At 64.8% G+C, this 24,451-nt stretch carries 26 protein-coding genes and 1 tRNA gene; 18 read left to right on the top strand and 9 right to left on the bottom strand.

Features of this window, described 5'->3' with window-relative positions:
* Positions 1 to 9 precede the first annotated feature (9 nt).
* Together ACFQ9K_RS32575 and ACFQ9K_RS32570 are read left to right on the top strand one after the other, a co-directional pair.
* Positions 10 to 972 (top strand): hypothetical protein, encoded by a 963-nt coding sequence (locus tag ACFQ9K_RS32575; RefSeq protein ID WP_378721552.1) that lies wholly within the window; start codon positions 10 to 12, stop codon positions 970 to 972.
* A gap of 96 nt (positions 973 to 1,068) precedes the next feature.
* Entirely contained in the window at positions 1,069 to 2,280 is a 1,212-nt protein-coding gene (locus tag ACFQ9K_RS32570; protein ID WP_378721551.1) for a cytochrome P450, read from the top strand.
* A 25-nt stretch (positions 2,281 to 2,305) separates the two neighbouring features.
* On the opposite strand, the gene ACFQ9K_RS32565 is transcribed toward ACFQ9K_RS32570, so the two are convergent.
* Positions 2,306 to 3,259, bottom strand: a complete 954-nt coding sequence (locus ACFQ9K_RS32565; RefSeq protein ID WP_378721549.1) for an NAD(P)-dependent alcohol dehydrogenase — start codon at positions 3,257 to 3,259, stop codon at positions 2,306 to 2,308.
* A gap of 93 nt (positions 3,260 to 3,352) precedes the next feature.
* Between ACFQ9K_RS32565 and ACFQ9K_RS32560 the strand changes: the two genes are divergently transcribed.
* The 3 genes from ACFQ9K_RS32560 (at position 3,353) to ACFQ9K_RS32550 (ending at position 5,133) form a co-directional block, all read left to right on the top strand.
* Positions 3,353 to 3,919, top strand: coding sequence for a dienelactone hydrolase family protein (locus ACFQ9K_RS32560; protein ID WP_378721548.1), 567 nt, complete (start codon positions 3,353 to 3,355; stop codon positions 3,917 to 3,919).
* A 261-nt stretch (positions 3,920 to 4,180) separates the two neighbouring features.
* Positions 4,181 to 4,450 carry a hydrophobin family protein gene (locus ACFQ9K_RS32555; protein ID WP_378721546.1) on the top strand — a complete coding sequence of 90 codons (270 nt, stop codon included), beginning with the start codon at positions 4,181 to 4,183 and terminating at the stop codon, positions 4,448 to 4,450.
* Positions 4,451 to 4,656: 206 nt separating this feature from the next.
* Complete coding sequence (locus ACFQ9K_RS32550) at positions 4,657 to 5,133, top strand: DUF6228 family protein (protein ID WP_378721545.1); 477 nt, start codon at positions 4,657 to 4,659, stop codon at positions 5,131 to 5,133.
* An 88-nt stretch (positions 5,134 to 5,221) separates the two neighbouring features.
* On the opposite strand, the gene ACFQ9K_RS32545 is transcribed toward ACFQ9K_RS32550, so the two are convergent.
* Positions 5,222 to 5,377, bottom strand: coding sequence for a hypothetical protein (locus ACFQ9K_RS32545; protein WP_378721543.1), 156 nt, complete (start codon positions 5,375 to 5,377; stop codon positions 5,222 to 5,224).
* 208 nt (positions 5,378 to 5,585) lie between these two features.
* Here ACFQ9K_RS32545 and ACFQ9K_RS32540 point away from each other — a divergent pair, with 208 nt between their 5' ends.
* The 3 genes from ACFQ9K_RS32540 to ACFQ9K_RS32530 all read left to right on the top strand — a co-directional run bounded on the left by ACFQ9K_RS32540 (position 5,586) and on the right by ACFQ9K_RS32530 (position 8,244).
* Positions 5,586 to 5,894, top strand: coding sequence for a hypothetical protein (locus ACFQ9K_RS32540; RefSeq protein ID WP_378721542.1), 309 nt, complete (start codon positions 5,586 to 5,588; stop codon positions 5,892 to 5,894).
* 634 nt (positions 5,895 to 6,528) lie between these two features.
* Complete coding sequence (locus ACFQ9K_RS32535) at positions 6,529 to 7,092, top strand: hypothetical protein (protein ID WP_378983987.1); 564 nt, start codon at positions 6,529 to 6,531, stop codon at positions 7,090 to 7,092.
* A gap of 471 nt (positions 7,093 to 7,563) precedes the next feature.
* Complete coding sequence (locus ACFQ9K_RS32530) at positions 7,564 to 8,244, top strand: hypothetical protein (RefSeq protein ID WP_378726197.1); 681 nt, start codon at positions 7,564 to 7,566, stop codon at positions 8,242 to 8,244.
* 223 nt (positions 8,245 to 8,467) lie between these two features.
* Here the strand turns inward: ACFQ9K_RS32530 and ACFQ9K_RS32525 are convergent, their stop codons facing one another.
* Positions 8,468 to 8,695, bottom strand: coding sequence for a hypothetical protein (locus ACFQ9K_RS32525; protein WP_378726194.1), 228 nt, complete (start codon positions 8,693 to 8,695; stop codon positions 8,468 to 8,470).
* 120 nt (positions 8,696 to 8,815) lie between these two features.
* Positions 8,816 to 9,781: a helix-turn-helix transcriptional regulator gene (locus ACFQ9K_RS32520; RefSeq protein WP_378726192.1), complete on the bottom strand. Its 966-nt coding sequence runs from the start codon at positions 9,779 to 9,781 to the stop codon at positions 8,816 to 8,818.
* Positions 9,782 to 9,877: 96 nt separating this feature from the next.
* Here ACFQ9K_RS32520 and ACFQ9K_RS32515 point away from each other — a divergent pair, with 96 nt between their 5' ends.
* Positions 9,878 to 10,243: a VOC family protein gene (locus ACFQ9K_RS32515; protein WP_378726190.1), complete on the top strand. Its 366-nt coding sequence runs from the start codon at positions 9,878 to 9,880 to the stop codon at positions 10,241 to 10,243.
* Between the two features lie 331 nt (positions 10,244 to 10,574).
* Here ACFQ9K_RS32515 and ACFQ9K_RS32510 read toward each other — a convergent pair whose 3' ends face one another.
* Positions 10,575 to 10,733, bottom strand: a complete 159-nt coding sequence (locus tag ACFQ9K_RS32510) for a hypothetical protein (protein ID WP_378726188.1) — start codon at positions 10,731 to 10,733, stop codon at positions 10,575 to 10,577.
* 1,102 nt (positions 10,734 to 11,835) lie between these two features.
* Here ACFQ9K_RS32510 and ACFQ9K_RS32505 point away from each other — a divergent pair.
* Positions 11,836 to 12,390 carry a hypothetical protein gene (locus ACFQ9K_RS32505; RefSeq protein ID WP_378726186.1) on the top strand — a complete coding sequence of 185 codons (555 nt, stop codon included), beginning with the start codon at positions 11,836 to 11,838 and terminating at the stop codon, positions 12,388 to 12,390.
* Between the two features lie 402 nt (positions 12,391 to 12,792).
* Here ACFQ9K_RS32505 and ACFQ9K_RS32500 read toward each other — a convergent pair whose 3' ends face one another.
* A complete protein-coding gene (locus ACFQ9K_RS32500) occupies positions 12,793 to 13,239 on the bottom strand; it encodes a hypothetical protein (protein WP_378726184.1) in 447 nt (148 codons plus the stop codon).
* A gap of 382 nt (positions 13,240 to 13,621) precedes the next feature.
* Between ACFQ9K_RS32500 and ACFQ9K_RS32495 the strand changes: the two genes are divergently transcribed.
* The 4 genes from ACFQ9K_RS32495 to ACFQ9K_RS32480 all read left to right on the top strand — a co-directional run bounded on the left by ACFQ9K_RS32495 (position 13,622) and on the right by ACFQ9K_RS32480 (position 17,241).
* A tRNA-OTHER gene (locus ACFQ9K_RS32495) sits at positions 13,622 to 13,682 on the top strand.
* Between the two features lie 435 nt (positions 13,683 to 14,117).
* Positions 14,118 to 14,957: a helix-turn-helix domain-containing protein gene (locus tag ACFQ9K_RS32490; RefSeq protein WP_378726182.1), complete on the top strand. Its 840-nt coding sequence runs from the start codon at positions 14,118 to 14,120 to the stop codon at positions 14,955 to 14,957.
* 63 nt (positions 14,958 to 15,020) lie between these two features.
* Entirely contained in the window at positions 15,021 to 15,602 is a 582-nt protein-coding gene (locus tag ACFQ9K_RS32485; protein WP_378726180.1) for a dihydrofolate reductase family protein, read from the top strand.
* A gap of 979 nt (positions 15,603 to 16,581) precedes the next feature.
* A complete protein-coding gene (locus ACFQ9K_RS32480; RefSeq protein ID WP_378719018.1) occupies positions 16,582 to 17,241 on the top strand; it encodes a DUF4360 domain-containing protein in 660 nt (219 codons plus the stop codon).
* A gap of 904 nt (positions 17,242 to 18,145) precedes the next feature.
* On the opposite strand, the gene ACFQ9K_RS32475 is transcribed toward ACFQ9K_RS32480, so the two are convergent.
* Positions 18,146 to 19,051 (bottom strand): aldo/keto reductase, encoded by a 906-nt coding sequence (locus ACFQ9K_RS32475; protein WP_378719019.1) that lies wholly within the window; start codon positions 19,049 to 19,051, stop codon positions 18,146 to 18,148.
* Positions 19,052 to 19,306: 255 nt separating this feature from the next.
* Between ACFQ9K_RS32475 and ACFQ9K_RS32470 the strand changes: the two genes are divergently transcribed.
* Positions 19,307 to 19,657, top strand: a complete 351-nt coding sequence (locus ACFQ9K_RS32470; protein WP_378719021.1) for a hypothetical protein — start codon at positions 19,307 to 19,309, stop codon at positions 19,655 to 19,657.
* A 254-nt stretch (positions 19,658 to 19,911) separates the two neighbouring features.
* Entirely contained in the window at positions 19,912 to 20,931 is a 1,020-nt protein-coding gene (locus ACFQ9K_RS32465) for a GlxA family transcriptional regulator (protein WP_378719022.1), read from the top strand.
* 192 nt (positions 20,932 to 21,123) lie between these two features.
* On the opposite strand, the gene ACFQ9K_RS32460 is transcribed toward ACFQ9K_RS32465, so the two are convergent.
* The gene (locus tag ACFQ9K_RS32460; protein ID WP_378719023.1) at positions 21,124 to 22,209 is read right to left on the bottom strand and encodes a Gfo/Idh/MocA family protein; all 1,086 of its coding nucleotides are present in this window, start codon (positions 22,207 to 22,209) and stop codon (positions 21,124 to 21,126) included.
* A gap of 111 nt (positions 22,210 to 22,320) precedes the next feature.
* On the opposite strand from ACFQ9K_RS32460, the gene ACFQ9K_RS32455 reads away from it, so the two are divergent.
* Positions 22,321 to 22,908 (top strand): TetR/AcrR family transcriptional regulator, encoded by a 588-nt coding sequence (locus ACFQ9K_RS32455; protein WP_378719025.1) that lies wholly within the window; start codon positions 22,321 to 22,323, stop codon positions 22,906 to 22,908.
* Between the two features lie 168 nt (positions 22,909 to 23,076).
* Entirely contained in the window at positions 23,077 to 23,580 is a 504-nt protein-coding gene (locus ACFQ9K_RS32450; protein ID WP_378719026.1) for a hypothetical protein, read from the top strand.
* Here ACFQ9K_RS32450 and ACFQ9K_RS32445 read toward each other — a convergent pair.
* Positions 23,546 to 24,451, bottom strand: a complete 906-nt coding sequence (locus ACFQ9K_RS32445; protein ID WP_378719027.1) for a sigma-70 family RNA polymerase sigma factor — start codon at positions 24,449 to 24,451, stop codon at positions 23,546 to 23,548. The two genes, ACFQ9K_RS32450 and ACFQ9K_RS32445, sit on opposite strands and share 35 nt — an antisense overlap.

Here is a 24,451-nt window from a genome sequence, read left to right as displayed (position 1 = left end):
AGAACCACAATGTCGGTGGACGCAGGACAAGCAGTCGACGGTTTGCACATTCCCTTCCCCAGCGCCCGCAACCCGCGAACAGAGCTGGTCCGTAAACCGCATCGGGACTGGATCGACGCCATGGGAATCGCCCCTGCGGCGACCGCGGACATCGGTGCCGACCTCCCGCTCATCATCGGCCGTCTCTATCCACACGCCGGTGTCGACGAGCTGGCCCTGGTCACCGACTGGAATTGCTGGGGCTTTCTCTACGACGACGAATTCAACGGCCAGCTGGGCGCGTTGCCCGGGGCGGTGGCGGCCTCGGTCGAGGGCATGATCGAGATCATCTGCGCGCCAGCGGCTTTCGAAGAAACACCCGAGGCGCCGTTGGCTCGGGCGCTCGCCGACATGATGCGCCGATTCCGGAGCAGCGCGTCGGCGATCTGGTTCCATCGATTCAGCGAGCACTTCGCCGCGGGCCTTACCGGTTTCGCCCATCACTCCGCCGCTCGCGCGACGGGCGGATCCACCAGCATCGAGGACTACCTCGCCCATCGGCGACTCGACATAGTGTCCGACCCGCTGCTGGATTTCATCGAACTGACCGACGATTGCGAACTGTCGCCGGTAGTGCACACCAGCCCGGCGATGCTTCGCCTGCGCCGGGCGGCGTTGGACATCATCATCATGATCAACGACGTCTTCTCCTACGACAAGGAACTCCGCTGCGGCGATACGGAGAATGCGGTAGCCGTCCTGGAACGATCGACCGGGCTCACCCGTGCAGACGCGACGGCCCGCGCGATCGAGATCGCGAACCACAATATCCTCGCCCTGGTCGACGCCACCGAGACCCTGCCGGCGGCATTGCGCGCACTCGACGCCGACCTCGACCAGATCGACCGCGCCCTGCGGTTCCTCACCGGAGTCCAGACCGTGGTGAAGGCCACCTACGACATCCACCTCGAAAGCGCCCGATACGCCGAATAGAAGTACGAACCACGTCGTGCAGGTCATCGGGAATGCCGTTTCCAGTTTCGTATGTGCCACAACAATCGTTCGGTGAATTTCTGTAGGAGGACTGCGATGTCGGAGGTTCGGTCCGGAGCACGCCAATACCCGATGCCCCGCGGGCGCTGCCCGTTCGACCCGCCACCCGAGCTCGGCCGCAGGCAGCAGGAGGAGCCGGTGTCCAAGGTGCGGATCTGGGACGACAGCGAACCGTGGCTGTTCACCAGGCACGCGGACGTTCGCGCGCTGCTGGCCGACCCGCGCGTCAGCGCCGATTCGACCCGGGACGGGTATCCGGCGCAGGCGCCGGGCCTCAAGGCCGGTCCCGGCCAAGCGAGGTTGTTCATCACCATGGACAACCCGGAACATGCCGCGCAGCGCGGGCTGCTCACCGCCGACTTCACCGTGCGGAAGATAGAACGGTTGCGGCCGCGGATCCAGCAGATCGTCGACGACCTGATCGATGATCTGCTCGCGGGCCCGAAACCGGCCGACCTGGTGGAAGCGTTCGCGCTTCCGGTGCCCTCGCTGGTGATCTGTGAACTGCTCGGCGTGCCGTACGCCGACCGGGCCTTCTTCCACCGGATGGGCAAGGTGCTGACCGCGAGTCATGCGCCCGCGGCCGAATCACGCGCCGCGATGAAAACACTGCTCGACTACCTCGGCGGACTGGTCCGGGACAAGCTCGCCGACCCCGGCGACGACCTACTGAGTCGGCTCGCGACAGAACAGGTCGCGGCCGGCGCGGTGACGGTCGTGCAGGCGGCGTCTATGGGGCTGCTGTTGCTGGTAGCCGGGCACGAGACGACGGCCAACATGATCGCCCTGGGCACCGCCGCGCTGCTGGAGCATCCGGATCAACTCGCCGCCGTCCGCGACGGTGACGACGCACTGGTGGCGAACGCGGTCGAGGAGCTGCTGCGCTACCTCACCATCTCGCACAGCGGACGGCGGCGCGTGGCACTGGCGGATCTGGAGGTCGGCGGGCAGCGGATCCGCAAGGGCGACGGGCTGATCACCGCGGACCACGTGGCCAACCGCGATCCGGCGCGGTTCCCCGACGCCGACCGGCTCGACGTGACCCGCGAGGCGCGCCACCACCTCGCGTTCGGCTACGGCATCCACCAGTGCCTCGGCCAGGCGCTCGCGCGGCTCGAACTGCAGGTGGTCTATCGCACGCTCTACCGGCGGATTCCGACGCTACGGCTCGCGGTTGCGCTGGACGAGCTCGAGTTCAAGCACGACATGGTCGTGTACGGGGTGCACGAACTCCCGGTGACGTGGTGAACCCGAAGGAATCCGCGTACGCCGGTCAGCGGATCTCGACGACGACTTTGCCCAGCGCGCGTCCCGCGCCGACGTGGGCCAGCGCGTGCGCGGTCTCGTCCAGGGGGAAAGTGCGGTCGATGTGGATATCGATCCGTCCCGCGACACACGACTCCGCGAGCGGTGTGAAATGCGCAGGCCCTTCCTGCACCGCGAGAACCCCGAGCCTGCGGCCGGTCACCATTCCGGCGACCGCTCCGACGGTCGTCACCCGGAGCAACGCGCGCGTGGTGCCGCCGACGCAGCGGTACCGGCCGCCACGCGTGACCGACCTGCGATAGGCGAAGACCGACCGATCGGCAACGAGGTCGAGCACCCGGTCGTACGGTCCCGTTCGGGTGAAGTCCTCGGCGCGATAGTCGATGACCTCGTCAGCGCCGAGCGTGCGCATGAACGCCAGTTTCGCGGCGTTGTCCACCCCGGTCACATGAGCCCCGGCACGCTTGGCCAACTGGATCGCGAACGCTCCGGACCCGCCGCCCGCTCCGTTGATCAGCACCGACATGCCGGCGGCGACGTCGGCCGTGCCCTGGAGGGCGATCGCCCCCGCCTGCGGCAGCGTCGACGCCTCGGCGAAGCTCAGCGACGCGGGTTTCTGCGCCAACGCCGATTCAGGAACCACCGCATACTCCGCGAACCCGCCTTTGCGCATCAGATTGTCGCCATAGACCTCGTCACCCGGCGCGAACAGGGTGACCTCGGCGCCGACGGCTTCGACCCGTCCGGCGATATCGGATCCGAGAACCGGGCGCCTGGGTGCCCGGAGCCCGCCGATGCGTGAATACAGCGGCGTCCCCCGCAGGGTTTCCCAGTCGGAGAGGTTGATCGACGTCGCGTGCACCTGGACGAGCACCTGTTTCGGCCCTGGGGAAGGCGTTGGGACCTCGGCGATCGAGAGCACCTCGGGACCGCCGTAGCGGTCGTACACGACTGCCCTCATGCGATTCCAGCACCGAGAATGGAGCGACAGCCTGACACAGGGCCGACTTTAGTCGGTTGGGCAGGTAGTGGCATCGGCGATGATGGAGTAGTGGTGACGATCGTGCTGTTCCATTCGGTCTACGGTTTGCGAAGCGTCGAGGCGCAGGCCGGGGAGCGACTGCGGGCTCTCGGGCATGAGGTGCACGTCCCGGATTTGTACGCGGGACAGGTCGCTTCGACGCTGGCAGCGGGGTTCGCACTGAAAGACCGCATCGGGTGGGACACGATCGTCGCGCGCGCACACGAAGCGCTGGCCGGGCTTCCCGACGCCACCGCGCTGGCGGGGTTTTCCATGGGGTGCGGCGTGATTCAGGACCTACTGCCCGTTCGGCCCGCCGCCGCGGGCGTGCTGCTGATCCACGCCCTCGCCGACATTCCGGCCGAAACCCGCGCAAGCGTGCAGGTACACATCGCCGCACCCGACACGTTCGTATCGGCAGAACAGCTGGCCGCCTGGCGTGCCACCGCCCACCACCGCGGAACCACGGCAACGGTTCACACATACCCTGGCGCAGGACACTTCTACACCGACGACACCCTGCCTGATTTCGACCACGGAGCCACCGAGCTCACCTGGCAGAGCGCTGCCGATTTCCTGGCCGACCTCGACCGGGAATAGATCCACGCCATCCCCGCTGTGGACCAGACCGCGGAGAGCAACCGGTCAAGCCGCGAGCCTGGCGTCGCTCGTCCGTTCAAACCCGTTGGTCGACACTACGTTCCGGCGCGATGCCGGTGAGCCCGCCCCCATGGTCGGGTGATCAATCGGACGAGATCGACTGCGGCACAACGTCTGGTCGTGCTGAAATTAGTGCGTCAGCTGACCCCTGCACGCTGATCGATCTGATTCCAACGCCCATCGGACGAATAGGTGAGCACCATGACTGCTTTGGGTTACGCGAACGGCGACGAGTACGGCACGGTCACACTCGCCGTCGACCCGGTGCCGCCGGGCACGAGCTACCGCGACGCCGTCGCGGAGGCACAACGACGAGGCGCGAAACTCGTTGCGTGCAACTCTATTCAGAGCGCGGAGTCGGATAACAGCGGAACCCTGCTCAGCGGACTGGTCCCCGTCAACCTGCAAGGCCTGACCGGGCGCATCGGTCTCGACTGCCGTCCCGCCGAAGAGTCCGACTTCCCCGCCTGAGGCACCGTCCGCACCAATGTGGGCGTGTCCACCCCGGATGCCACGGCGACGCACGCCACAAACCCTTTCGCGGATCTTTTTGGATCCATGCCCCTTCCGGACGGGCACTGCCTCCCAATGCACGCAAATGGCGTACACAATGGCGGTCGCGTGGATATCGCTCTCCGCTGTGCGGCAGGCGCAGGTGAGCAGGCTATTCTCGCCCGATGACCTGCGAATTCCACAGCGAGATGGTCGACCGGGGCGAAGCGGTCGAGATCGTGGATCATTCGCTCGGGACTCGGGTTCGACTGTGGCATCGCACGGAGCCGTCCAGTGACGACCACGTAGCAGTATGTGTGGAGTTGTCTGCCGATGGAATGGTGGCGTCGATGCGTGGACTGATGCTCGATTATGTGGCCGGTCGCTCGTTACCGAGTTTTTTCAGCACCTTGGAACGGGATTTCATTGGCTGGCAAGGGATCCGGACGTGGGACAGCATGGACGATGAGTTGCGGATCGAGGCGCGGCACTCGACCTGGGGACATGTTCGGCTCGACTGGCACCTGAGCCGTAAGCCAAGTGGATCCCTTTCCTGGACCGCGACGGCGGTCACGCATCTGGAAGCCGGTGAGCAGTTGCGCCAGTTCGCGGCGGCCATCGATCGGTTCCTTCTGCCCGCCGGCACCGAATACCGCCAGTAGGCCTGATATCCGCTACCGCCGCTCACGAATCCTTCCGACCGGCCCGCGTCCCCGATCGAGTCGACGCCCGTTTCTGCCGAAGCGCGTGTCACAAGGTCGTCGGCACTTCGCCATTCCTGGACTCCAGCTCGATCAGGTCGCCACCAGAGTGAGAGGGCATCGTGTTCAGACAATTCGATCGTGTGATGATCGCCAGCGACGACTTCGAGAATCCCGGCGTACCGCTCGGCGCGATCTGCTTCATCCTCGACCTATGCCCCGCCCGAGGCCCTGAATGCCGGGAAACAGCCCGAACCGGTGGCCAGGGTGGCTGACTCGTGCCTCGGTGGGGTCGTTGAACCCGAGTAGCCGACCCGGTGTGACACACCCATCCGGAATCACCTTCTGATCCGAATACATGGACATACTGTGAACCAGCCTGGCTGGTCCACCTGCAACGGATGGGAAACCGCATGCGCATTGGTCGTGCTCGAATCAATGTTTTGCTCGCCGCTGCCATTCTGACGGCTGCGGGGTGGGTAGCCGTCGCTCCGGCGGCCTACGCCGGCCCTGTGGAAACCTGCATACCGACGTCGGCAACCTATGAAGCGTTCAAGGGCTGCTATGAGACGGAGCTGGCAGGCGAGCAAGCCGCCGCGGACAAGGCAGCCAAGGACAAGGCAGCCAAGGACGCAAAGGAAAAGAAGGAGTGCGAGGAAGACGGCGGCAAGTGGAAGATGACCACCAAGGGGTACGAGTGCCAAGGTAATGGCGGGCGCTAGCCGCGGTCTCGGGACGTTGGGTCGACCGCGCGGCGGCTGAATCAGGACCAGAGCCAGGGTGATCCGTGGTCGTGCGAGCACCCACCGGCACTCGACGCTGCTCACCAATCCTCACCGTCAGTTTTCATAGGATCGTTGGTCACGGGCAGTTTCGCCCCGTAGGCGACTGCCCAAACTCGGCGGCTGGTATAGGCCTAGTCTGACTGGACGGGCGAGTCGGCTTAGTGTTTGACCCGGCGGAATTCAGGAGCGTGATTTCGTCCACGCGGCCGTCTCCGGCGGTTGATGCGAACGTCCGCGTCTGCTGCTTACAAGTCCGTTCGGACCAAGGCTCGGCCGAACACAGATGTCAGATCGGACTGGCCGAGTTCGCGAGCTTCGGACTGGTCCATCCGCCTCGGCTGCGACTGGAGGCACGACTCTCAGATCCGTTCATGTCGTCCATTGGAGCTGTGGCCTTGATAGCTGGGCACGCTGCCCCATCCGTAGCTACCGCGTGGAACGAATACGACATCGTATGGTGAAGTTCGACGTAGCCACCTCCAGAATCGTGTGTGGGGTTAGGTCGACACCGTCGTGTTGATCGTCATCGGAATCGCTCCCCGGAAGGGCCGAATGAATTCGGAGGCTTAATGTGAAACTTGGTTTGCGTGGTTTGATGTCGCTGGTTACCGTCGCAGCGACCTGTATGGGGGTAGGCTTCAGCGCGACACCCGCGTACGCAGCGGCAACTCCATGGGGAAGCAACTGTTCGGGAGACAAAGCCTCACAGGCAGAGAAGGCCCTGGTGATACAGGCGTGTCAGCGTGCCTACGGTGCAGCCAATCGCACCTCGATTGCCGCGCCCGGAGACAAGAGATTCCGTCAAAGAGCAGACGCTGCGGCTACTCGCGCCGCAGACGCTACTACGGCCGCCGATGCGGCATCGGCAGCCGCGGACGCCGCCAAGCAAGCTGCCCTGATAATCACTACCGGCGTCACCGGAGATAAAGGCCCAGGGTGGCGCGCTATTGCCGAATTGGCCAACCGTGCAAAATTCGCTGCCCAGCGGGCAGCGAAGAACCCGACCGATGTGAAGCTAGCAAACAAGGCAGCAGAGGCGGAAACGGCGGCTAGCCAATCACTGCCGGACAACTTGGGCGACGGTGCCGCCTGGCAAGTAGCCGTGCCTGAACCTTTCACAATCGACCAGATCTGACATGGAGTCGACCAAGCGTTAACGAATTCCGAGAATCGGTGACCTGCCTAGCAGCGATCTGCGGGCAGGCCCCGATCATCGGTTGGACTTGCCGTCCGGCTACACACCTACCTCTACGACAAGAAGACTGTCCCCGCCGGCTTCGGACAACGCAAGTATCCGCACATGCCGCTGATCGCTCGGTCGGCCGCGGCTGCGAGACCTGACCGAAGATCAACGGCCCCAGGAGATCTCGGGGCCGTCGTCATATCCGCTCATGCCGAATCGAAGGCGTAGAGCTGGCTCGTCCCACGCGACGAGCCAGCCGGTTGCACACGTCGGGATCGGCGAGCTCGACGACACCACCGCTCCTTTTCGATCGGCCGCGGGACCCGCTCACCGCATTTTCTTTCCATCCGCTCCGCCTCCGGCAACGAACATCAATCAGAAGCCGTAGACCTGGATGCCAACACAGATGAGGAGAAGCCGAACGTGCTAGCGATAAGAGGTAGCCTGCTCGCCGCGCTCACCCTGACCGCAACAGTTTTTCTTGGTGCCCCAGCGGCGCACGCCGTTGACTATGACGAGGCTACGGAAAATAACATCGCGGCAGGGGTGCTGAATTTTCGGTGCAAGGACAAGGGTGACCTCGATGTCGTCGTCATTCCGCTCGACGACGAGCCCGAATATATCGGACCCGTCGTCGTCGATGACAACGGCAAGATTTTCAAAGACCATGGTGATGCCATCAAGGTTGACTTCGCCAATGTCAACGTGGCTGACCCGAAACCCTACGAGCGTGACGGCCTCGGCTCGAAGGAGCGCACGCAGGCGTGGTATTCCCGGCAGGTCGACATTGAACGCTCGTACAGCCCGTATGCTCTGAAGGGTGGCGGAAGCGCGGAAGACACCGCACGGCAGAAGCTTTATGGCGACAGCAAATACAACCCGACAACGCGATCAAAAATATGTGGAGACTTGATTAGGTACGCGGAAACTGTCACCGATGTCATCACCTCGAAAAAGGGTGACATCAAGGACTGTTGCACGACCGCAGCGGGTTTGGCGAATTTCTTGAAGACTAAGGTGAGGGCATTCAGTGAGAATGACAAGAAGGAGGCTTTGGGTGTCTACAAGAAGGAAGGCAGCCCACTTGTGAAGTCGTCGGAATAACTCTGTCCATTCATTGACCTGAGCCCTCGCGTCGACACCTGAACGGGCAGCTTCGGCGCGGCAGCAACTACAGGCCGACCGTCAATGCTAGAGGCCGATTCCGCCCCTCATCGGACGTGCGCACGTGCCGCTGCGCGCGTGTTCTGCGCGGCGAGATCGACTGCCGCGCAGAACATCCGGTATCGCCGCGTTGCGCGCTGACCGCACCGGCCAGCGGCGCCGGTTAGGGAGTGATCTCGTCTCCAGCGGACGACCACACTCGCCATCGGCTCAACGGCAGGTAGACGGTGATGCCTTCCTGGCCGTGTTCCACATGAACGTCGTCTGCGAGGCCATCGGCGCGCTCGTACTCCACGATCAGGTAGTCGCGCGCTGCGAGATGTCGCTCGTCGCCCTGGATCTCGAAATTCACGGTCATCGGCTTGTCGCCAGCTTGGATGCGCACCCTCATGGCGCGAACCTATGGCACTAGAGGACGAACACACGCTATTGCCGCGTTCCGGGGGGTGTGGGACCTCTGCTAGCCGGATCGATCGGAGACGTTGATCGGGCAGGGCGTTCCGGTCAGCAGTCACGAGGCCGGGGGTGAGTGTTTTTCAGCCAGGACTGTGGCGAGCTGTTTGATGCGTTCGCGGGCTGCCTCTGGGGTGAGTATCTCGATGTGGTCGCCGAACTGGAGGAGCTGACGCACTGACTCGATGTCGGGATAGCGGACGACGACGGTGCACCAACCCTCTTCCGCGTCGCAGACATCGTGGATGCGGTTGCCGAGTATGCGCCGCGCCAGGTCGAGGCCATTTTCTGGCAGGCGGACGGTGACGCTCACCGGACCTGGCCGCTCGGTGCGTTCCTTCAACGCCGCCCATCTGGTGCGGAGGGTTTCGGCTGGCCGGAGAGCAGCTGGTGCGTCGAGTTGTTCGTAGGCCGTGAGTCGTTCCAGAGCGAACAGCCGACCATGCCCCTGGTCATCGGCGATGAGATACCAGCGGCCTGATTTGGCCACGATCCCATACGGGTCGACCACCCGCGTCGAGGCCTGCCCCTCGGCGCTGCGCCGGTACCGGATTCGCAGCCGTCGCCGGTGCCGAAGGGCCGAGGCCAGATCCGAGACATCGACCGCTGCCTCTGAGTCGGCAAACCACGCGGTGCTGTCCACCAGCACCAGGTCCGCCAGTCGCAGCAGGGTCGACGACTCAGGTGCTGCAGCCTGTCGGGCGGCGATCTTGCGCGCGGCCGACTCCCACACCGCAGACAGGCCCATACGCTCGAGATGCGCGCGGTCCAGACCGGCTACGGAGAGAGCCTCCAGCTCTGGTGGTTCCAGATGGGATGCGTTGAGCCGTGCCCCGGGGAGCAAGACGATCCCGCCGTTCCGCCCGCGTTCGGCATAGACCGGCACACCTGCTGTCGAGAGCGCCTCGACATCGCGCAGCACAGTCCGCCGAGACACTTCCAGACGCTCGGCGAGCTCGATGGTCGTCATGCGCTGACGGGTCTGCAGGAGCAGCAAGAGGTGAAACAGCCTCGAAGCCTTCACGCTGACCAATGTTGGCAGAAAAAGGTGACAGGTTCTGTCGCGATGAAGCGATCAGATGCAGCGGTCCCGAGAAATCATCGAGTTGAGGAGCGCTCCATGCCCGCACCGAACCTGTTCCTGATCGGCGTCCGCGATACCCAGGCCGCCACCGCCTTCTACAGCGACCTGTTCGAGATCGAACCGGCCTTCATCAGTCCCCACTACGTTGCCTTCGAGGTGGCCCCCGGCGTCCTGTTCGCGCTGTGGACGGGCTACCGCGAACACGCGGTCCCGAGCACCTCGCGCACGAGCGAGGTCGGACTGATGGTGCCGGGACCACCATCCGCAATCGACGAGATATTCACGAGTTGGGCTTCGAAGGGAGTCCATGTCGTGGAGAAACCACACGACGCTGTCTTCGGCCGCACATTCGTGATCGCCGACCCCGACGGCAACCTCATCCGGGTCTCCCCGGTGGACTGAGCCGCACGCCCCTGCCACGCTTCTAGGTATCGAAGGGCCGGCCACACACGATGACCGGAACAGCCCGATTCCACACGGATACACCCAGGACCTGACTTCAGCTGGGTGAAGCGTCCACTCAGGTCGCTGAGCTGGCGTTCTGCGCGGCGAGATCGACTGCCGCGCAGAACATCCGATACTGCCGGAGATCGGTTGTCAGGCCAGTGACGGATGGCATGAGGTGGTCCGGCCCGCTGTTGCCGGGGCGATCCGCTAGTCGACAGACCCTCGGGCAGTCAGGACGGTCCTGAGCACATGCTCGACCGCAGACTCGAACAACGCTCCCCGTAACTCATTTCGAGTAGCCAGGTTGCGGGTGGCGAGGTCGAGCAATCTGATCAGGGGTCAGGCGGCGTACCACCAGAGCGGCAACGTCTTCCAGGTCGAGGTCGCTGTTCGCGTTATCCAGTCTGGTCAGGGCGAACGAGACGATGATTTCCTCGTCGGTCATTCTTCGCCTCCGCAGTTCGCTCGTATGGCTACGCCGTGACAGTCAGACCCATATTACGGCGTTTACCATCGCCTAACCCTCTGACGGATGGCGTAACCGAGCTGGGGCCCGGGACCGCAGAAGCACTTTGACCTACCTGGCCGAGGCGCTTTCGGATAAGGCATTCATCCGATCATGCCGCGGGGCGGGCATTCTACGTAGCGAGATCTACTGCCGCGCAGAACATCCGGTACTACCAACGTGCGCACAGACGCGACCGAGGCTCGACCGAAAGGTTCTACATCCCGAGCTGGCCCGGCGGGGTTGATCCAGGCTGGTTCGGCCTGTTTGTAGTTGGGGACATCTGGCTGGAGTGCGGCTCCGAATAGGTAGTCGACAGCAAATTGCACCGCGAGTCTCGGTGTCGAGTTCGCGCGGGCCCTGATTTCGAGAAGCTCGTCAGACCAGGAGGCTCGATGTACGGATCTCGGTCGCGTTGTGTCGTCGCTGTGCTCGGAGTGGCTGCGGCTATTTTGCTCACACCCGCAGTCGGTGCGTCTGCGGCTCCCCGCTCGAAAGCCGCCGCTGAGACCGATTGCCAAGCGGAACGCCGTCAAGCCCTCCAGCGTGAAGATCCGGATGCGAGCTCCGAACTGATCGTGCAGTGCTGGGCTAATGGTGACTACTCGTCTCTGCAATGCTTCCCGGCGACGCCGACCGGGAAGTCGTTCTGCATGTGCTACGACCCTGACGGTAGGCGGCTCACGCCGCCGTCGCAAAAGACGACCCGTGTCGATTGCGACGCCAAAGTCGCAGAGAGTCGACGCCACAAGCAGGGCGGCTGACCGCCACGCGCGCATTCCCCCCTAGTTCTCCGAATAGCTGGCCCTCGAGCGTTCGTTCGGTCACGGCGATGTTCGTCGGTCCACCGAGGCCAGATTCTCGACCGGGACCAACCGCCGAAGCCGCATCAGCTACGTCCGCTCCTGCCGATGAGCGTGCGTAGCGGCGTCCGCGTGTCCCATCCGTGGCGAGCTTGGTTCCGAATAGGTTCTTGGGACCGGTTGTGTTCTTTCGGTGGGATCGGTCGGCATATGTTTCGTCGTCATCACAGGAGGTTGGCATGGGTACTCGTCTACGAGGAATCGGCTCGGTATTGGTCGTGGCTACGGCGGTACTGTGCGGCAAACTCGGCACGGTGCCCGTCGTGTCTGCGGAACCGCTGTGGGGAACGACGTACTGTACAGGCGCGAAAGCCGAGAACGAGAAGGAAAAACCGTTCATCGTTCAAGCGTGTCAGCGCGCTGTCAGTGCCTCCGTCCGCGCCACGACCGCCGCCGTGCACTTCCATCTCAACACGTCCCCCGATGAGACCCGCGAGGGTGCCCTCGAGGCCGACGCCGCCGCCACCGCAACCGCCGCAACCGCCGCCGCCCTCGCTACCGCCAACCTCGCTGCCAACATGATCAGCACCACGAACGAAGTCACCCAAGCCGCCCACGAAGCCGCCCGAGCCGCCATCTACTACGCCCGCGAGGCTTCGAAGAAGCCAACGGATGTGACGCTTGCCGATCAGGCAGCGGAGGCGGAAGAAAAAGCTGTCGTAGCGTTGCAGAAGGTTGTTGGGACGAGCGAATTGGACCCTGTAGAGATCCCGCGGCTCACTTCAGAGCAGTAAGTGGAGCGATCCTGGACAGCGGCCAGGCGCAAGCCTGTAGTGGCGGCAACACGGCAGCGGTGCGGCCGCGATCGAGTGAGCTGACAGACTTTGGCAATACCAGCACAACGAACCGTGCCATCAGTAGCCGATCTCTGAGCAGTGCGGCCGACAGCCCCGCATACCGGCTTCAGTCGATGCGAGTGAGATAGCCGCGACTCGCGCGTGGCGAACGTTCGCATCTGTCCCTGGCGAGTGCTCTGCGCGGCGAGATCGACTGCCGCGCAGAACATCCGATATTGCCGATGTGCGCGCGAACGATCCTCGACATTCACGTGCCGGGTGTTGGTGTGGCCGCCACGCACGGCGACCGGATCTGAGGTTCGACATCGGCAAGCTCCTGGCTGAGGTATGTGCGTCACCTCAGAACAAAGCGATAGCAGTCAGGATGAGCCCGATACCGGCGATCGCCAGGTGCAGCGACTCCCAGAGGATATGGAGCCGAATTCTCCTGATACGAGGATGGCGGACATCGTGACCGGCGTTAGTCTGCTGGATCGTTTCGATCAGTTGAAGCTCAGGAAGCTGGGCATCGAGCCTGACCTGCATCGCAACTTGCAGGTCATAGTGATGCAGAAACCGTTCGTAGAGCCGGGCTGTCGAAAGCGCGCCGTACCACCCTAGGCCGATGAGTGGGATGGTTACAGCCAGAGAGGAAGTTCCCAAGCCACGCTGTGCCAGGAAACCGAGACCGGCGGCTGATAACACAAGGATCATGTTTGAAAGCGTGGCGCGCTGATTCTCGACGTGCAGAGCTTGCGCACGTTCGAGCTCCATCTGCTTGAGCAGGATGTCATTTACGTCGGCCATTTCCCGATGCTCCTTCAAAGAGTGTCCTGAGCAGTCATGCACTCGACATGACGCCGCCGCTCCAGTCCCAAAGTGTCAGCGTCTCATGGATATTGACCATCCGGACCAACTGCACCCGACGTCGTGAATCGATCGTTTGTCCGGCAAATACCTCGGCTGCGCGGTGTCGACCCGCATACCTTCCGTCACGGCATCGGAAGGTTCGCACGGCAACGTCCGCTTCTGCTGCGGAGCGCGCGATCCCAAGGTCGCGACACCAGTCGATGAACGCACTCAACTGCCGCATTCAGCTCGCCCGAGGTTGTCCGCGCTGGGCAGCCGGAATACGCACCGCTCGTATTTGTCTCGCCCTCTTGCCCACATCCGTAGAATTGCGGACGGCCATGGAGTAGATCACCGGCACGACACGTGGGAGGTCGCGGGTTCGAACCCCGCCTCCATGGACCCGAACTTCCTACGCACGATATTGCCGCTGGGCGGGCGTTCTGCGCGGCGAGATCTACTGCCGCGCAGAACATCTGGTGTTGCCGCGATGCGGGCGTTTGGTTCGGCTGCCATCTACTCGGTTGCTGGTCGATTGATCACGAGGAACTGGTGTAGGCATCCGTCGAGAGGTCACCTACATCAGTTCCTCGTGATCAATTGTCCAGCAGTGCATTTCGGGACGCTCTGCTGGACATACGCAAAGGCCGAGTTCAGGGTGTTGGCGGGCCGCGTGGCAGGGCCGAGAATCCTACATCTCGCACGCAGCGCGCGTATCCCACGCAAAGGTCCGTGGCCGGGCGCTCGTCCGGGATCGGCGTCAGCTCGATGCCCGGCGGCGGCGCGGCGGAACATCCCGGCGTGCGGTGTCGGCGGGCATCGGCGATGCTATGGGCGTGGAGTACGTGTCCAGAGTGCCGCGACCGCCACTGGACGGGCTGATCGACGACCTTTACTACCTGGAGGGTGTGCCGCCGTACGCCCGGCTGACGCTGCCGCCGATGCCCGCAGCGTTGTTCATCGTCAACCTCGGGGCACCGCTGCGCATCCGCGCCGGCACCGACATCGAGACGGCAGACTACGCCGACGGCTGCGTGGTCACCATGCCCACCCGCGCGTTGGAGTTCGGCTACCCACTCCGGACCCGGTCCGTCGGCGTGCACTTCAAGCCGTGGGGGCTGGCACCGTTCCTGTCGATGCCTGCGGCCGAGCTGCGTGATCGGCCGGTGACGGTAGAGCAGGTTTGGGGCAGGCCCGCCACTGCCGAGCTGCGAGACCGGCTGGCCACGGCGGACGGACCGCACGAGATGCTGACGCTGCTCGAGCAGGAGTTGATGCGACGGCTGTGCGAGACCGCCGGTCTGGGGCTGGTCCGCCATACGAGCAGCGTCATCGCGGCGACCAGCGGAGCGATGACGATCGGCGACCTGAGCGTGGCAGCCGGTGTCAGCAACACGCATCTGGCACAGCGGTTCAAGGAGCTCATCGGCGTCACGCCCAAGCGGATGGCCCGCACCTACCGCTTCGCCGCCACCGTGTTCGCGATCAACCCCGCCGGACCGATCGACTGGGGCGAACTCGCCGGTGGCGCAGGCTACTTCGACCAGGCCCACTTCGGCCACGAGTTCCGGGCGTTCACCGGGCTCACGCCGACCCGGTACGTCGAAGTCCGGCGGCGATTCCTGCGCGAACACCCCGGCCACGTGCTGGACAGCTGGCCGCTGCCGGCCGATTGATTTCTTACAAGACCGCCAGCTCACAACACGCTAATTTCGGGGCACCCAAACAAAGGAGGCCCCGTGGGCAAGGTGGTGATGTACAGCTCGGTGTCGGTGGACGGCTTCGTCGCGGACGAGAATGACCAGCCCGGACCGCTGTTCGACTGGTTGTCCAGTGGTGACGTCCCGTTGGACGAGAGCGGCGCGGTAAAGGTGTCGCAGACGTCCTACGACTACACCCGGCGGTACTGGGACCAGATCGGGGCGACACTCGTCGGCCGCCACGTCTTCGACTTGACCGACGGCTGGGAGGGGAAGCCGCCGAGTGGGATCGAACACGTGGTGGTCGTGACGCACCGCCCGGCGCCCGATGGCTGGGATCCCGAGGCGCCGTTTCACTTCGTCGACGGCGTCGACGCAGCCGTGGCCAAGGCGCAGGAGCTTGCGGGTGAGCGCATAGTCGAGGTCGCCGCCGGCGACGTCGGTGGCCAGGTGCTCGCCGCGGGCCTGATCGACGAGGTGCGCATGGACGTCGTACCTGTCGTGTTCGGGTCTGGCAAGCGCTACTTCGGGTCGGTCCACGCGCAGCACCTGCTGGAGGAACCTGACGTGGTGATTCAGGGTAACCGGGTGCTTCACCTGCGCTATCGCGTTCGCCGTTGACCGTCTGTTCCCGCACCGCTTCCAGTGTGTTCGGCTGGCTCGTCGTCGACGACGAGCCAGCCGGACACAAACTTCCAGAGCCCGCCGGCGCCGGCGGCACAAGCGTGCCCGGAAGGTGTCACAAACCGCCGGCTGATCGGGTCAGCAGTTCGCTGGCCTTCTCATTCCTCCTCTACGCAGCAAATATGATTCGGTGGCAACTTCGCGGCCCCGATTTGGGCATAGCCGTCGGGACAGCCGCCCGCCCGCCCAAGAACGACCCCATTCTTGTCGGTGCAGGCGCGCGAGCCGCTCTTCGGCGATTGCGCCTGAGCCGGCTGTATCGCAACGCTCGCCGAGGCAATGACTGCCGCGCCGAGAAGCGCTGCAGTGATGCTTCGCTGTATTGAGATCATTGAAGCTTCTCCTTCAAACCGCGTTGGGTTGTAGGTACGGGAGAGCGGTCAGCGCTGGATCGGTGTACCCGAGTCAACGTTCGGACGTATTCGTAACCGGCCTTCATTCCGGATGGGAGTGTCGAACGATCAATATCAACCCGCCCTCCCGGCCGCACTGGCTTGCCGGAGTTGAGCATCCGCGCATGCCGCATGGCGCGTATTGGTCAGCAGTCCAAATAGGTCGGCCGGCAGGGCTTCGCGACGTCCGCTCCGGCCGATTATGTGATGGTTCGTATGCATCACATAAAACGTCGGCGCACGTGTCGGGTGACTCGGGAGCTACGGCGAGGCTGGGGCGGCAGCCTCCCGCCGAGGACGGGACGGCGGTCTTTGTTGAGGTCCAGTTCGGCGGCGTGCGGTGTCAATTCGCTTGGTGGTCACCTGAATTCGAACTCGCAGACCAGCGCAATCGATCGTGATGTCCGGCCAGATTGTCAGCTTAGAGGTTTCTCAATGCTCCCCACTTCCGCTGGGGATTCCGGACGGGTGTCAAAGATTACAGTGAGGGTAAACCCATTGCTCTGCCCATTGTGAGGGAACTCATGTGCAAGAAACTTGCCGTCCTCAGTGCTGCTGTATTCGCATTCGCGACACCGATATCGGGTTCACTGGCTTCTGGTGCGCCGATACCGGATCAGGCCATACCCGTGCCGCCGGACAAGGTCGTCATCGACGTCGTGACGGTCAATGGATCCGGTTGTCCGCAGGGTACCGCGGCGGTCGAGGTCCTGCCCGACAACACGGCTTTTACGGTCACCTCCAGTCGGTACACCGCGCGGGTAGGCGTGGGCGCCAGGCCGTACGACTTCCGCAAGAACTGCCAGCTCAACCTGAAAGTTCATGTCCCGCAAGGGTTCACCTACGGGATTGCGCAGGCGGACTACCGTGGCTTCGCGCATCTGGAACAGGGCGCGACCGCACTGGAAGCGGCAAGGTACTACTTCCAGGGCGACTCGTCGACCGACTTCGCCGACCACACCTTCAAGGGTCCACTCAATGACGTCTGGCAGGCGACGGACAAACCCGAGGCCGGGGAGATCGTTTACCTGCCCTGCGGAGAAAATCGAAATTTCAATATAAATACGCAGTTGCGAGTCTATGCGGGCACCTCGAATCCGAACGAGACCACCAGCTCTATTACGATGAATTCCCCGGACGGCAGCGTCAATACCACTTATCACTTTGCTTGGAAGAAGTGCTGATTCCAGGCAGTCGAACACGCCGGACTGGTAGGAACCTCCCTCCCGACGCAGATCACGGCGAGCCGGGTTGGCGGCGTTGATCATGGCGATCAGCGCCGCGATCTGATCGTCGCCGTAGTGCTGGCGGACCAGATGCAATTACCTGTGGTTCGACGGGCACTCGCAGCTAAGGCGCGGGCCGCTGTAGACCGACCCGCGCGGTTTCGACTGTCGGCCAAATGATCGTGCGCACGCACCATCATGCCGATGACAGGGAGCTGTTCTGGTGGATTGGTCACAGCGGTCGGAAATCCGTGCTCGCCGATTCCGAGAGGTAACCTTGGGCGCGTGGTACGGCGGGAGGGATGTGGTTCGGTGCAACGCTGGGTGACGATCTGCCTGCCGCCGGACGCGATCGATGACGTGGAAGCCGCGATCACGCGAGCTCTCGCTCCATTCGAGATGCGGCAAGGGTCCCCGGAGCGAAATATGTGGGACACGTGGCAGATTCGCGATGACGGAGGAGGAGCCGGGTTCTACGTCCGACCGGGTCATGAGGACGATCCTCGACTGATTCACGACGGCCCCAACCAATTCGGCATCGTGCTGCTCCCCACGCGAGGCGAGTGCGCGGGCGGCCCGAAGTCCTTGCTGAACATCGCGACACACAGCCTGTCAGAGCCCGACGTACTCACCCAGGACGGTTGGTGGGTCGAGTGGAGTGGCATTTGCCGACATAGGGATTGGACCGAGACCACGTCCGGCAAGGACCAAGCCGACTGCCCGATACCACCGGGCGGCATCGCACACTACCTGGCGACTCTGCCCGACGACACAATCCTTATTCGGGTCTGTTGCTACGGCTAGAACCGAATTTCGATACCACCTGACCGGGGTTCCGGTGACAAGAGTCCGATGCCGCCGATCACTCGTCGTAGGCGAACGGTGCGGTGAAGTCGCGGTGCGAGGTGACTGTGGCGGTGAGGGTGGCGATCTGCTCGTCGGTCAGGCGCAGCGCGGCCGCTGCGACGTTCTCCTCGAGATGGGCGATCGAGGACGTGCCGGGGATGGGGCAGAGCAGGTCGGAGCGGGCCAGCAACCAAGCCAGGGCGACCTGGGCGGGCGACGATCCGGTTTGCGCCGCGATCTCGGCGACCACCCCGCCGGGCTGCGCGAGCGCACCGCTCATGACCGGCCACCAGGCCACGAACGGGATGCGTTCGAGGGTGCAGTAGTCGACGACGGCGTCCCAGCCGCGGACGGTCAGGTTGTAGATGTTCTCGACGGCGGCGACGTCGATGATCGACCGGGCAGTCTCGATCTGCTCCACCGTCACCTCCGAGAGCCCGAAGTGCGCGATCTTGCCCTCCTGCTGCAACTCGCGCATCACGCCCACTTGGTCGGCGAAAGGCACATTCGGGTCGGCGCGGTGCAGGTAGAGCAGGTCGATCTGCTGCACGCCCAGCCGGCGCAGGCTCATTTCGCACTGGTGTCGCAGCAGGGCTGGGTGGCCGACCGGCACCCACTCGAGGGGGCGTGGCTGCACCTGCCCGACCTTCGTGGCGATGAGCAGGTGCTCCGGGTACGGGTACAGGGCTTCACGCAGGATGTCCTCGACGGTTCCGAGACCGTAGCTGTCGGCGGTGTCGATGTGGTTCACACCGAGTTCGATGGCGCGCCGGGCCAATCGGATCGAGTGGTCCCGGTCCGCCGGCGGACCCCAGATCCGGGGATCGCCCAGGTGCATGGCCCCGAATGCCATGCGGAACACCTTCTTGTCGCCGAGTTGGACTTCGCCCGCGGTACCGATCCTGGTCAGTGCATCCGTCATGATCGAATTCTCGAACGCTCGGCCGTCCCCGCGCTGCCCTGCTATCGGTCACAAATGTTCAACATCAGGCCACGACAACGCCGGCATCGGAGATCGCCGATACCGGTCGTCCGGCGGGCCGCGGACCCGGTTCGACGGCGGGCTGGGTCTGGTGTCGGAATAGGTTGGTGTGCATCGGGTTTCGGAGCAAGCGCGACGGATGACGCAGGTCCACTTCGCGGCTAGGCTCGCGGTCGAGACGATGAGGAGAAGCACGTGGGCTATTCAGGACCGCTCCCCCAGGCCGCCGTCGACCGGGTCAACGCCTGCGCCGAGAAGGCGCGGCAGTCGCCGCGCCTGGGACATCTGGTCCGGCGGTGGCTCACTGTCGTGACCTACACCGGGCGGCGCTCCAATCGCACGTTCAGCACTCCGGTCGCTTATCGGCGCACGGGCGACGTCGTCACCATCACCGTGCAGATACCCGACGCGAAGTCGTGGTGGCGCAACTTCTCCGGCGACGGCGGACCGATCAGCCTCGAAGTGGACGGCACCGAGCGCGCCGGCCATGCGGTGGCCCGTCGCGACGAGAAGGGCCGTGTCACTGTCACAGTGCAGCTGGCCTGACCGGTCTTGCCAGCGGCCGATGCGAGCGTCGGTACGGACCGCACGATGTGTTCGCGGTTGGCCGCGGCGGTGAGAGCTGGATGGCGGTGTGCCGCCGGTTCGATGCTCGTCGTACGGGTCCCGAGGCCAGGACGCCGCCGGTCTGCCCGGACCCTGGCGCGATGGTGCAAGCGCCGCGCAAGTTCGCCTGACTAGTTCGATCGAATCGCGGCGCGCACACCGCGGCTTGGCGCTGATCCGAAAGGTGTTGTCCGATGCAAGAAGAGGTTGTGCCGGCGGCCGAGGGTGCGCACCGCGTCGCGGTGCTGAGCTTCGACAATATCGGCGTGTTCGAGGTGGCGTTGGCGGTGCAGGTGTTCGCCTCGGTGAACGATTACGCAGGCGCCGAACTCTACGAGGTCGCCGTGGCCGGACCGGCTGGGCCGACGACGACCAGCACAGGGCGCGCCACCAGTTTCTCCCTGGTCCCGGATCGGCCGCTGGCGTGGGCGGAATCGGCGCACACAATAGTCGTGCCCGCCGCTCCGACGATTTATGCCCCACCGCCCGAGATCGCCGCGGTCATCTTGCGCGCGCGAGCCAACGGTGCCCGCATCGTCGCGTTGTGCTTGGGCACTTTTCTCGTGGCCGCAACCGGTTTGCTCGATGGTCGTCAAGCGACGACGCATTGGCACTGGGCCGAGCAACTCGCCACCGACTATCCGGAGATTCACATCCATCCCGACCGGTTGTTCGTCGCCGACGGCGAGATGTTCACCTCCGGTGGCGGCACGGCGGCCATGGATCTGCTGCTGCATCTGATCGAGAATGATCATGGCTCAGCGCTGGCGACCGAGGTGGCCCGGTTCCTGGTCGCGCCGATCCGCCGTGACGGCGATCAAGCCCAGCGTGCGGGCTGGGATGTGCCCGAGCCTGCCCGCTCCCTGGTAGACACCCTGTACTGGGCCGAAGACCGGCTCGCCGAGACTCTGACGGTCACCATGCTCGCCCAGCACGCCGGAATGAGCGTGCGCACCTTCGCCAGGCAATGCCGCGACGCACTTGGCATCCCCCCGATCGAATGGCTGCAGCGAGCCCGCATACGACGCGCCCAAGAGCTGTTGCAACGCACCACCTGGACCGTGCAGCGCATCGCCGAGGCCAGCGGCTTCGGCTCCGAATCGGCATTGCGCTATCACTTCACCAAACTCGTCGAACTGACCCCGGGCGAGTACCGCAGCCAGTTCGGTTCGGTGCGAGGCACGCGGCCCGAGACAGCGCAAGTGGTGGCGTGATCTCGGCACCTGCGGGTTCTGATCTCGCCTCGAGCGTGGACTGTGGGCCGCAATGGGGTGCGGTGGCGCGTCGCTGAAGTGCAGAAGGCACCGCACCTCAGCGACGCTCGTATCCGAACCGGCACATCGCGTCGCTCGCGCGAAACGATGCGCCACCAAGCATTCGGAGCAACTGCCCGTTCGGATTGCCCGCTATCGAATTGGCATACCGTGGCTAACGCCTTCGGCCGCGGACTGTTCGATGGCGGCGAGGAGCCGGTGGTGCCGCAGGGCGGTCTCGAAGCTGGGATGCGGTTGTCTGGCTTCTGCGATGGCTCGAGCGACCTCCTGGTAGAGGGCCGCGATGTTTTCCTGTGGGACGGACTGGATGCCCGCGGGGACGGTGCGGTAGGTGTCGGGCACAGTCAGTGACTCGTCGCCGATCTGGATGTTCCAGTCGGCCCAGTGAATGAAGGTCCCGGGCTGGGCGGGGGTGGCGGTCAAGGTCGCTTCGCTGCCGATGATTTCGAGGCGGAACCCGTACCGGGCGGGTCCATTGCCGCCGTGTACCGCGACGGAAGCGGTGGCGCCGCTGGCGAGTTGGCCGTGCAGCAGCACGTGGCTCGGCGTGGCGTTGAGTGCGGTCCGGTCCGTCCCGGCGATGAGCACACGGTCGTGGGTGCGGGGCAGCCGGGCGGAGACTTCCGTCAGTGAGCCCGCGACTCGTTCGAGCGCGGCCAGGAAGTGACCGGCCATGATGGTCAGAATGTTGGTTCCCCCCGACGGTCGCAGGCTGAACTCCAGGTCCGGCCAAATCCGGCTGCCGCCGAACGGGGCGCCCTCGGCCACCAGGGCGACCGATTCGAGCGTGCCGATCCGGCCGTCGGCCAGCAGGTCCGCGACGAAGCCTGCACTGGGAGAGTGGTGACCCTGCAGGACGACCGCGTGCGCGACGCCGGCGTCGACCGCGGCTTCGGTCAGCTCGGCCGCTTCGTCTGCGTCGATGCCCAGCGGCCACTCGGACACAACGTGTTTGCCGGCGTCCAGCGCCGACCTGATCGCGGCGGCATGCCCGGGGGCCTTCACCGACACCACCACCAGATCGACCTCGGGGTGCGCGGCGAGCTCACCCGCGTCGGCGAACGCGTGCCGGACCCCGTGCGCTGCCGCGACCCGATCCGCGCTGGCCTGTTCGGTGGTCGCGACCGCGGTCACCTCGAATGCCTCGAGGGCGGCTAGCGCGGGCAGGTGCGAGGTGTCCGCCCAGCCGCTCGCTCCGATGACTCCGACTCGGATCATGTGCGCCACTCCTTAGTTATGTACCTTACGGTATGAAACTAGAGGGCGCGCCGCCGCCGCACAAGAGGTAATGTACCGATAGGTAAAAAACCAGGAGATACGGAGGACGGCATGCCCGGCGGACGCCCCCGTTCGTTCGACGCCGACACTGCCCTGGACCGCGCGCTGGAAGTGTTCTGGCGAAACGGTTTCGAGGGCACCTCGCTGACCGACCTGACCGCGGCGATGGGCATCAACAAGCCGAGCCTCTACGCCGCCTTCGGAAACAAGGAGGAACTGTTCGGCAAGGTCGTGACCCGCTACCTCGAGGGTCCCGGCGCCTACGCCGCCGACGCTCTGGCCGCGCCGACCGGCCGCGAGGTCCTCGAGCGGCTGATCCAAGGAGCTGTCGACCTGACCGCGGGTAAGAACACACCCCACGGTTGCCTGTGCGTCAAGACCGTTCAAGCCGGTGGTCCCGACGCGCACACGGTACGTCAGGACACCGTCCGGGTACGAAAGGCCGCCGAGACGGCGCTGCGCCGACGGCTCGAACGGGCCACCGACCTGCCCCCCGGCCACGAACCGGCCGCCTTGGCCGCCCTCGTCCACACCATCTCCGACGGCATCGCCGTCCAAGCCGCAGCCGGTCGCAGCCGCGCCCAGCTCCGCCAGATCGCCGGCTCGGCGCTGCGCGCCCTCTTGAACGAAGGCACGTAGTGGGCGCAGCTTGCCAGACCGCGCTTGCCGCTTCCCGCATCGACCGGCCATCGCTGGAACCGAAGGTCAACGGCCGAGCCCATTTCGGCAAGCCGAACGCACTGTTCTACCGATTGTGCCGTGGCGTGGGAACCGGGCGACGCATAGCGCTCGTGAGATGGTACGGACATGAGCCGGACGACCTTCGTGAACATCGACGGCCGTGGCTTCTGGGCCGTGGCCGATGCTTTCGGTGTGTGGCTCGCCTACCTCGTCGAACAGATCGACAGCGGCGACCGAGTACCCGATGCGTGGCTGGCCGCGACAGTCGAAGACTGGCGTGTCGCCGCGGCCATCACGGACCTCGGCGTGGGTGTCACGTTCGAGACCGAGCGGCAGCGTAGCTGGATCAGCGAGTATGCCCGCGCTGCGCGTGGTGCTGCCGTCGCCGCCGGTGATGTCACCGAGGAACGGTTGCGGCAGTGGATTATCCTGCCCGATACTGCTGTCTCACAAGGCTTTTCGAACACCAAAGGCGGGATAGGACTGAATCGGATCCTTGAAGTCGCCGATGGTTTTATCGCCTTGGTGGACGGCCGATTCCAGGCCGACCCACCGCCCGGCTGGTGGTTCCTCGGAACGGGTGGCGGGATGCGGGTTATCGAGCGCCGTCCCGATTCGGCGGGTCCATAGTTCGGGCTCGACGGGTGCGGCAGCGATCTCTACCTTCTCCCGACTGGGGTGCGCGATCGCGGACGAAGTAGAACCCGGCGATGCGGTCCCCGTCGACGCTGATCGCCAGGGTGCCCTCGAGCTCGGGGCCGACCTGAACGGCCAGGGCAGCGAGGCCGTCGACGGTGACCGGTTCGCACGCGAACGACGCCGGCCGCCCGCCGACAAGGAATTGGGCGACCTTGTCGGCTCCGGTGATCGGCCGCATCGCGGACCCGTCGGCGCCTCCGTCGCTGACGAAGACGACGTCGGGAGCCAGCACGTCGAGCAGGACCCGCACGTCCGCAGTGTTCAGTGCGCGCCGCACCGAATCCGCCGCCGCCCGCGCCCGGTCCGCGGCCACCGCCCGCTGCGGACGGCGGACGGTGACGTGGCGGCGGGCGCGATACGCGATCCGACGGACCTCGGCGGGGGTCATGCCGACCGCGTCGGCGATCTCGTCGTAACCGAGGTCGAACGACTCACGCAGCAGATACACGGCGCGCTCGGTCGGCGCGAGCGTCTCCAGTGCCGCTAGCAAGGCCATCGACATCCGCTCGGCCAGTTCGACACGGGCGGCGGCGTCCGGAGGCGTCGGTAGCACCGTCGGCAGCCATCGGCGGGTAGCGGATTCGCCGCGGTGTTCGCTGGACCGCAGCCGGTGCACGGACCGGCGGGTGAGGATTCGCACCAGATAGGTACGTGGGTCGCCGACCTGGCCGCAATCGGTGTGCTGCCAATGCAGCCAGGTCTCCCGCAGGATGTTCTCGGCATCGGCCGTGGATCCCAGCATCGCGTGGGCGATGGTGAAGAGCAGGTTGCGATGCGCGAGGAACTCGGCAGTGGCGTCCAT

This window comes from Nocardia sp. NPDC056564 (assembly GCF_042793755.1).
Lineage (GTDB): Bacteria > Actinomycetota > Actinomycetes > Mycobacteriales > Mycobacteriaceae > Nocardia.
This window is presented reverse-complemented; position numbering and strand designations above follow the sequence as displayed.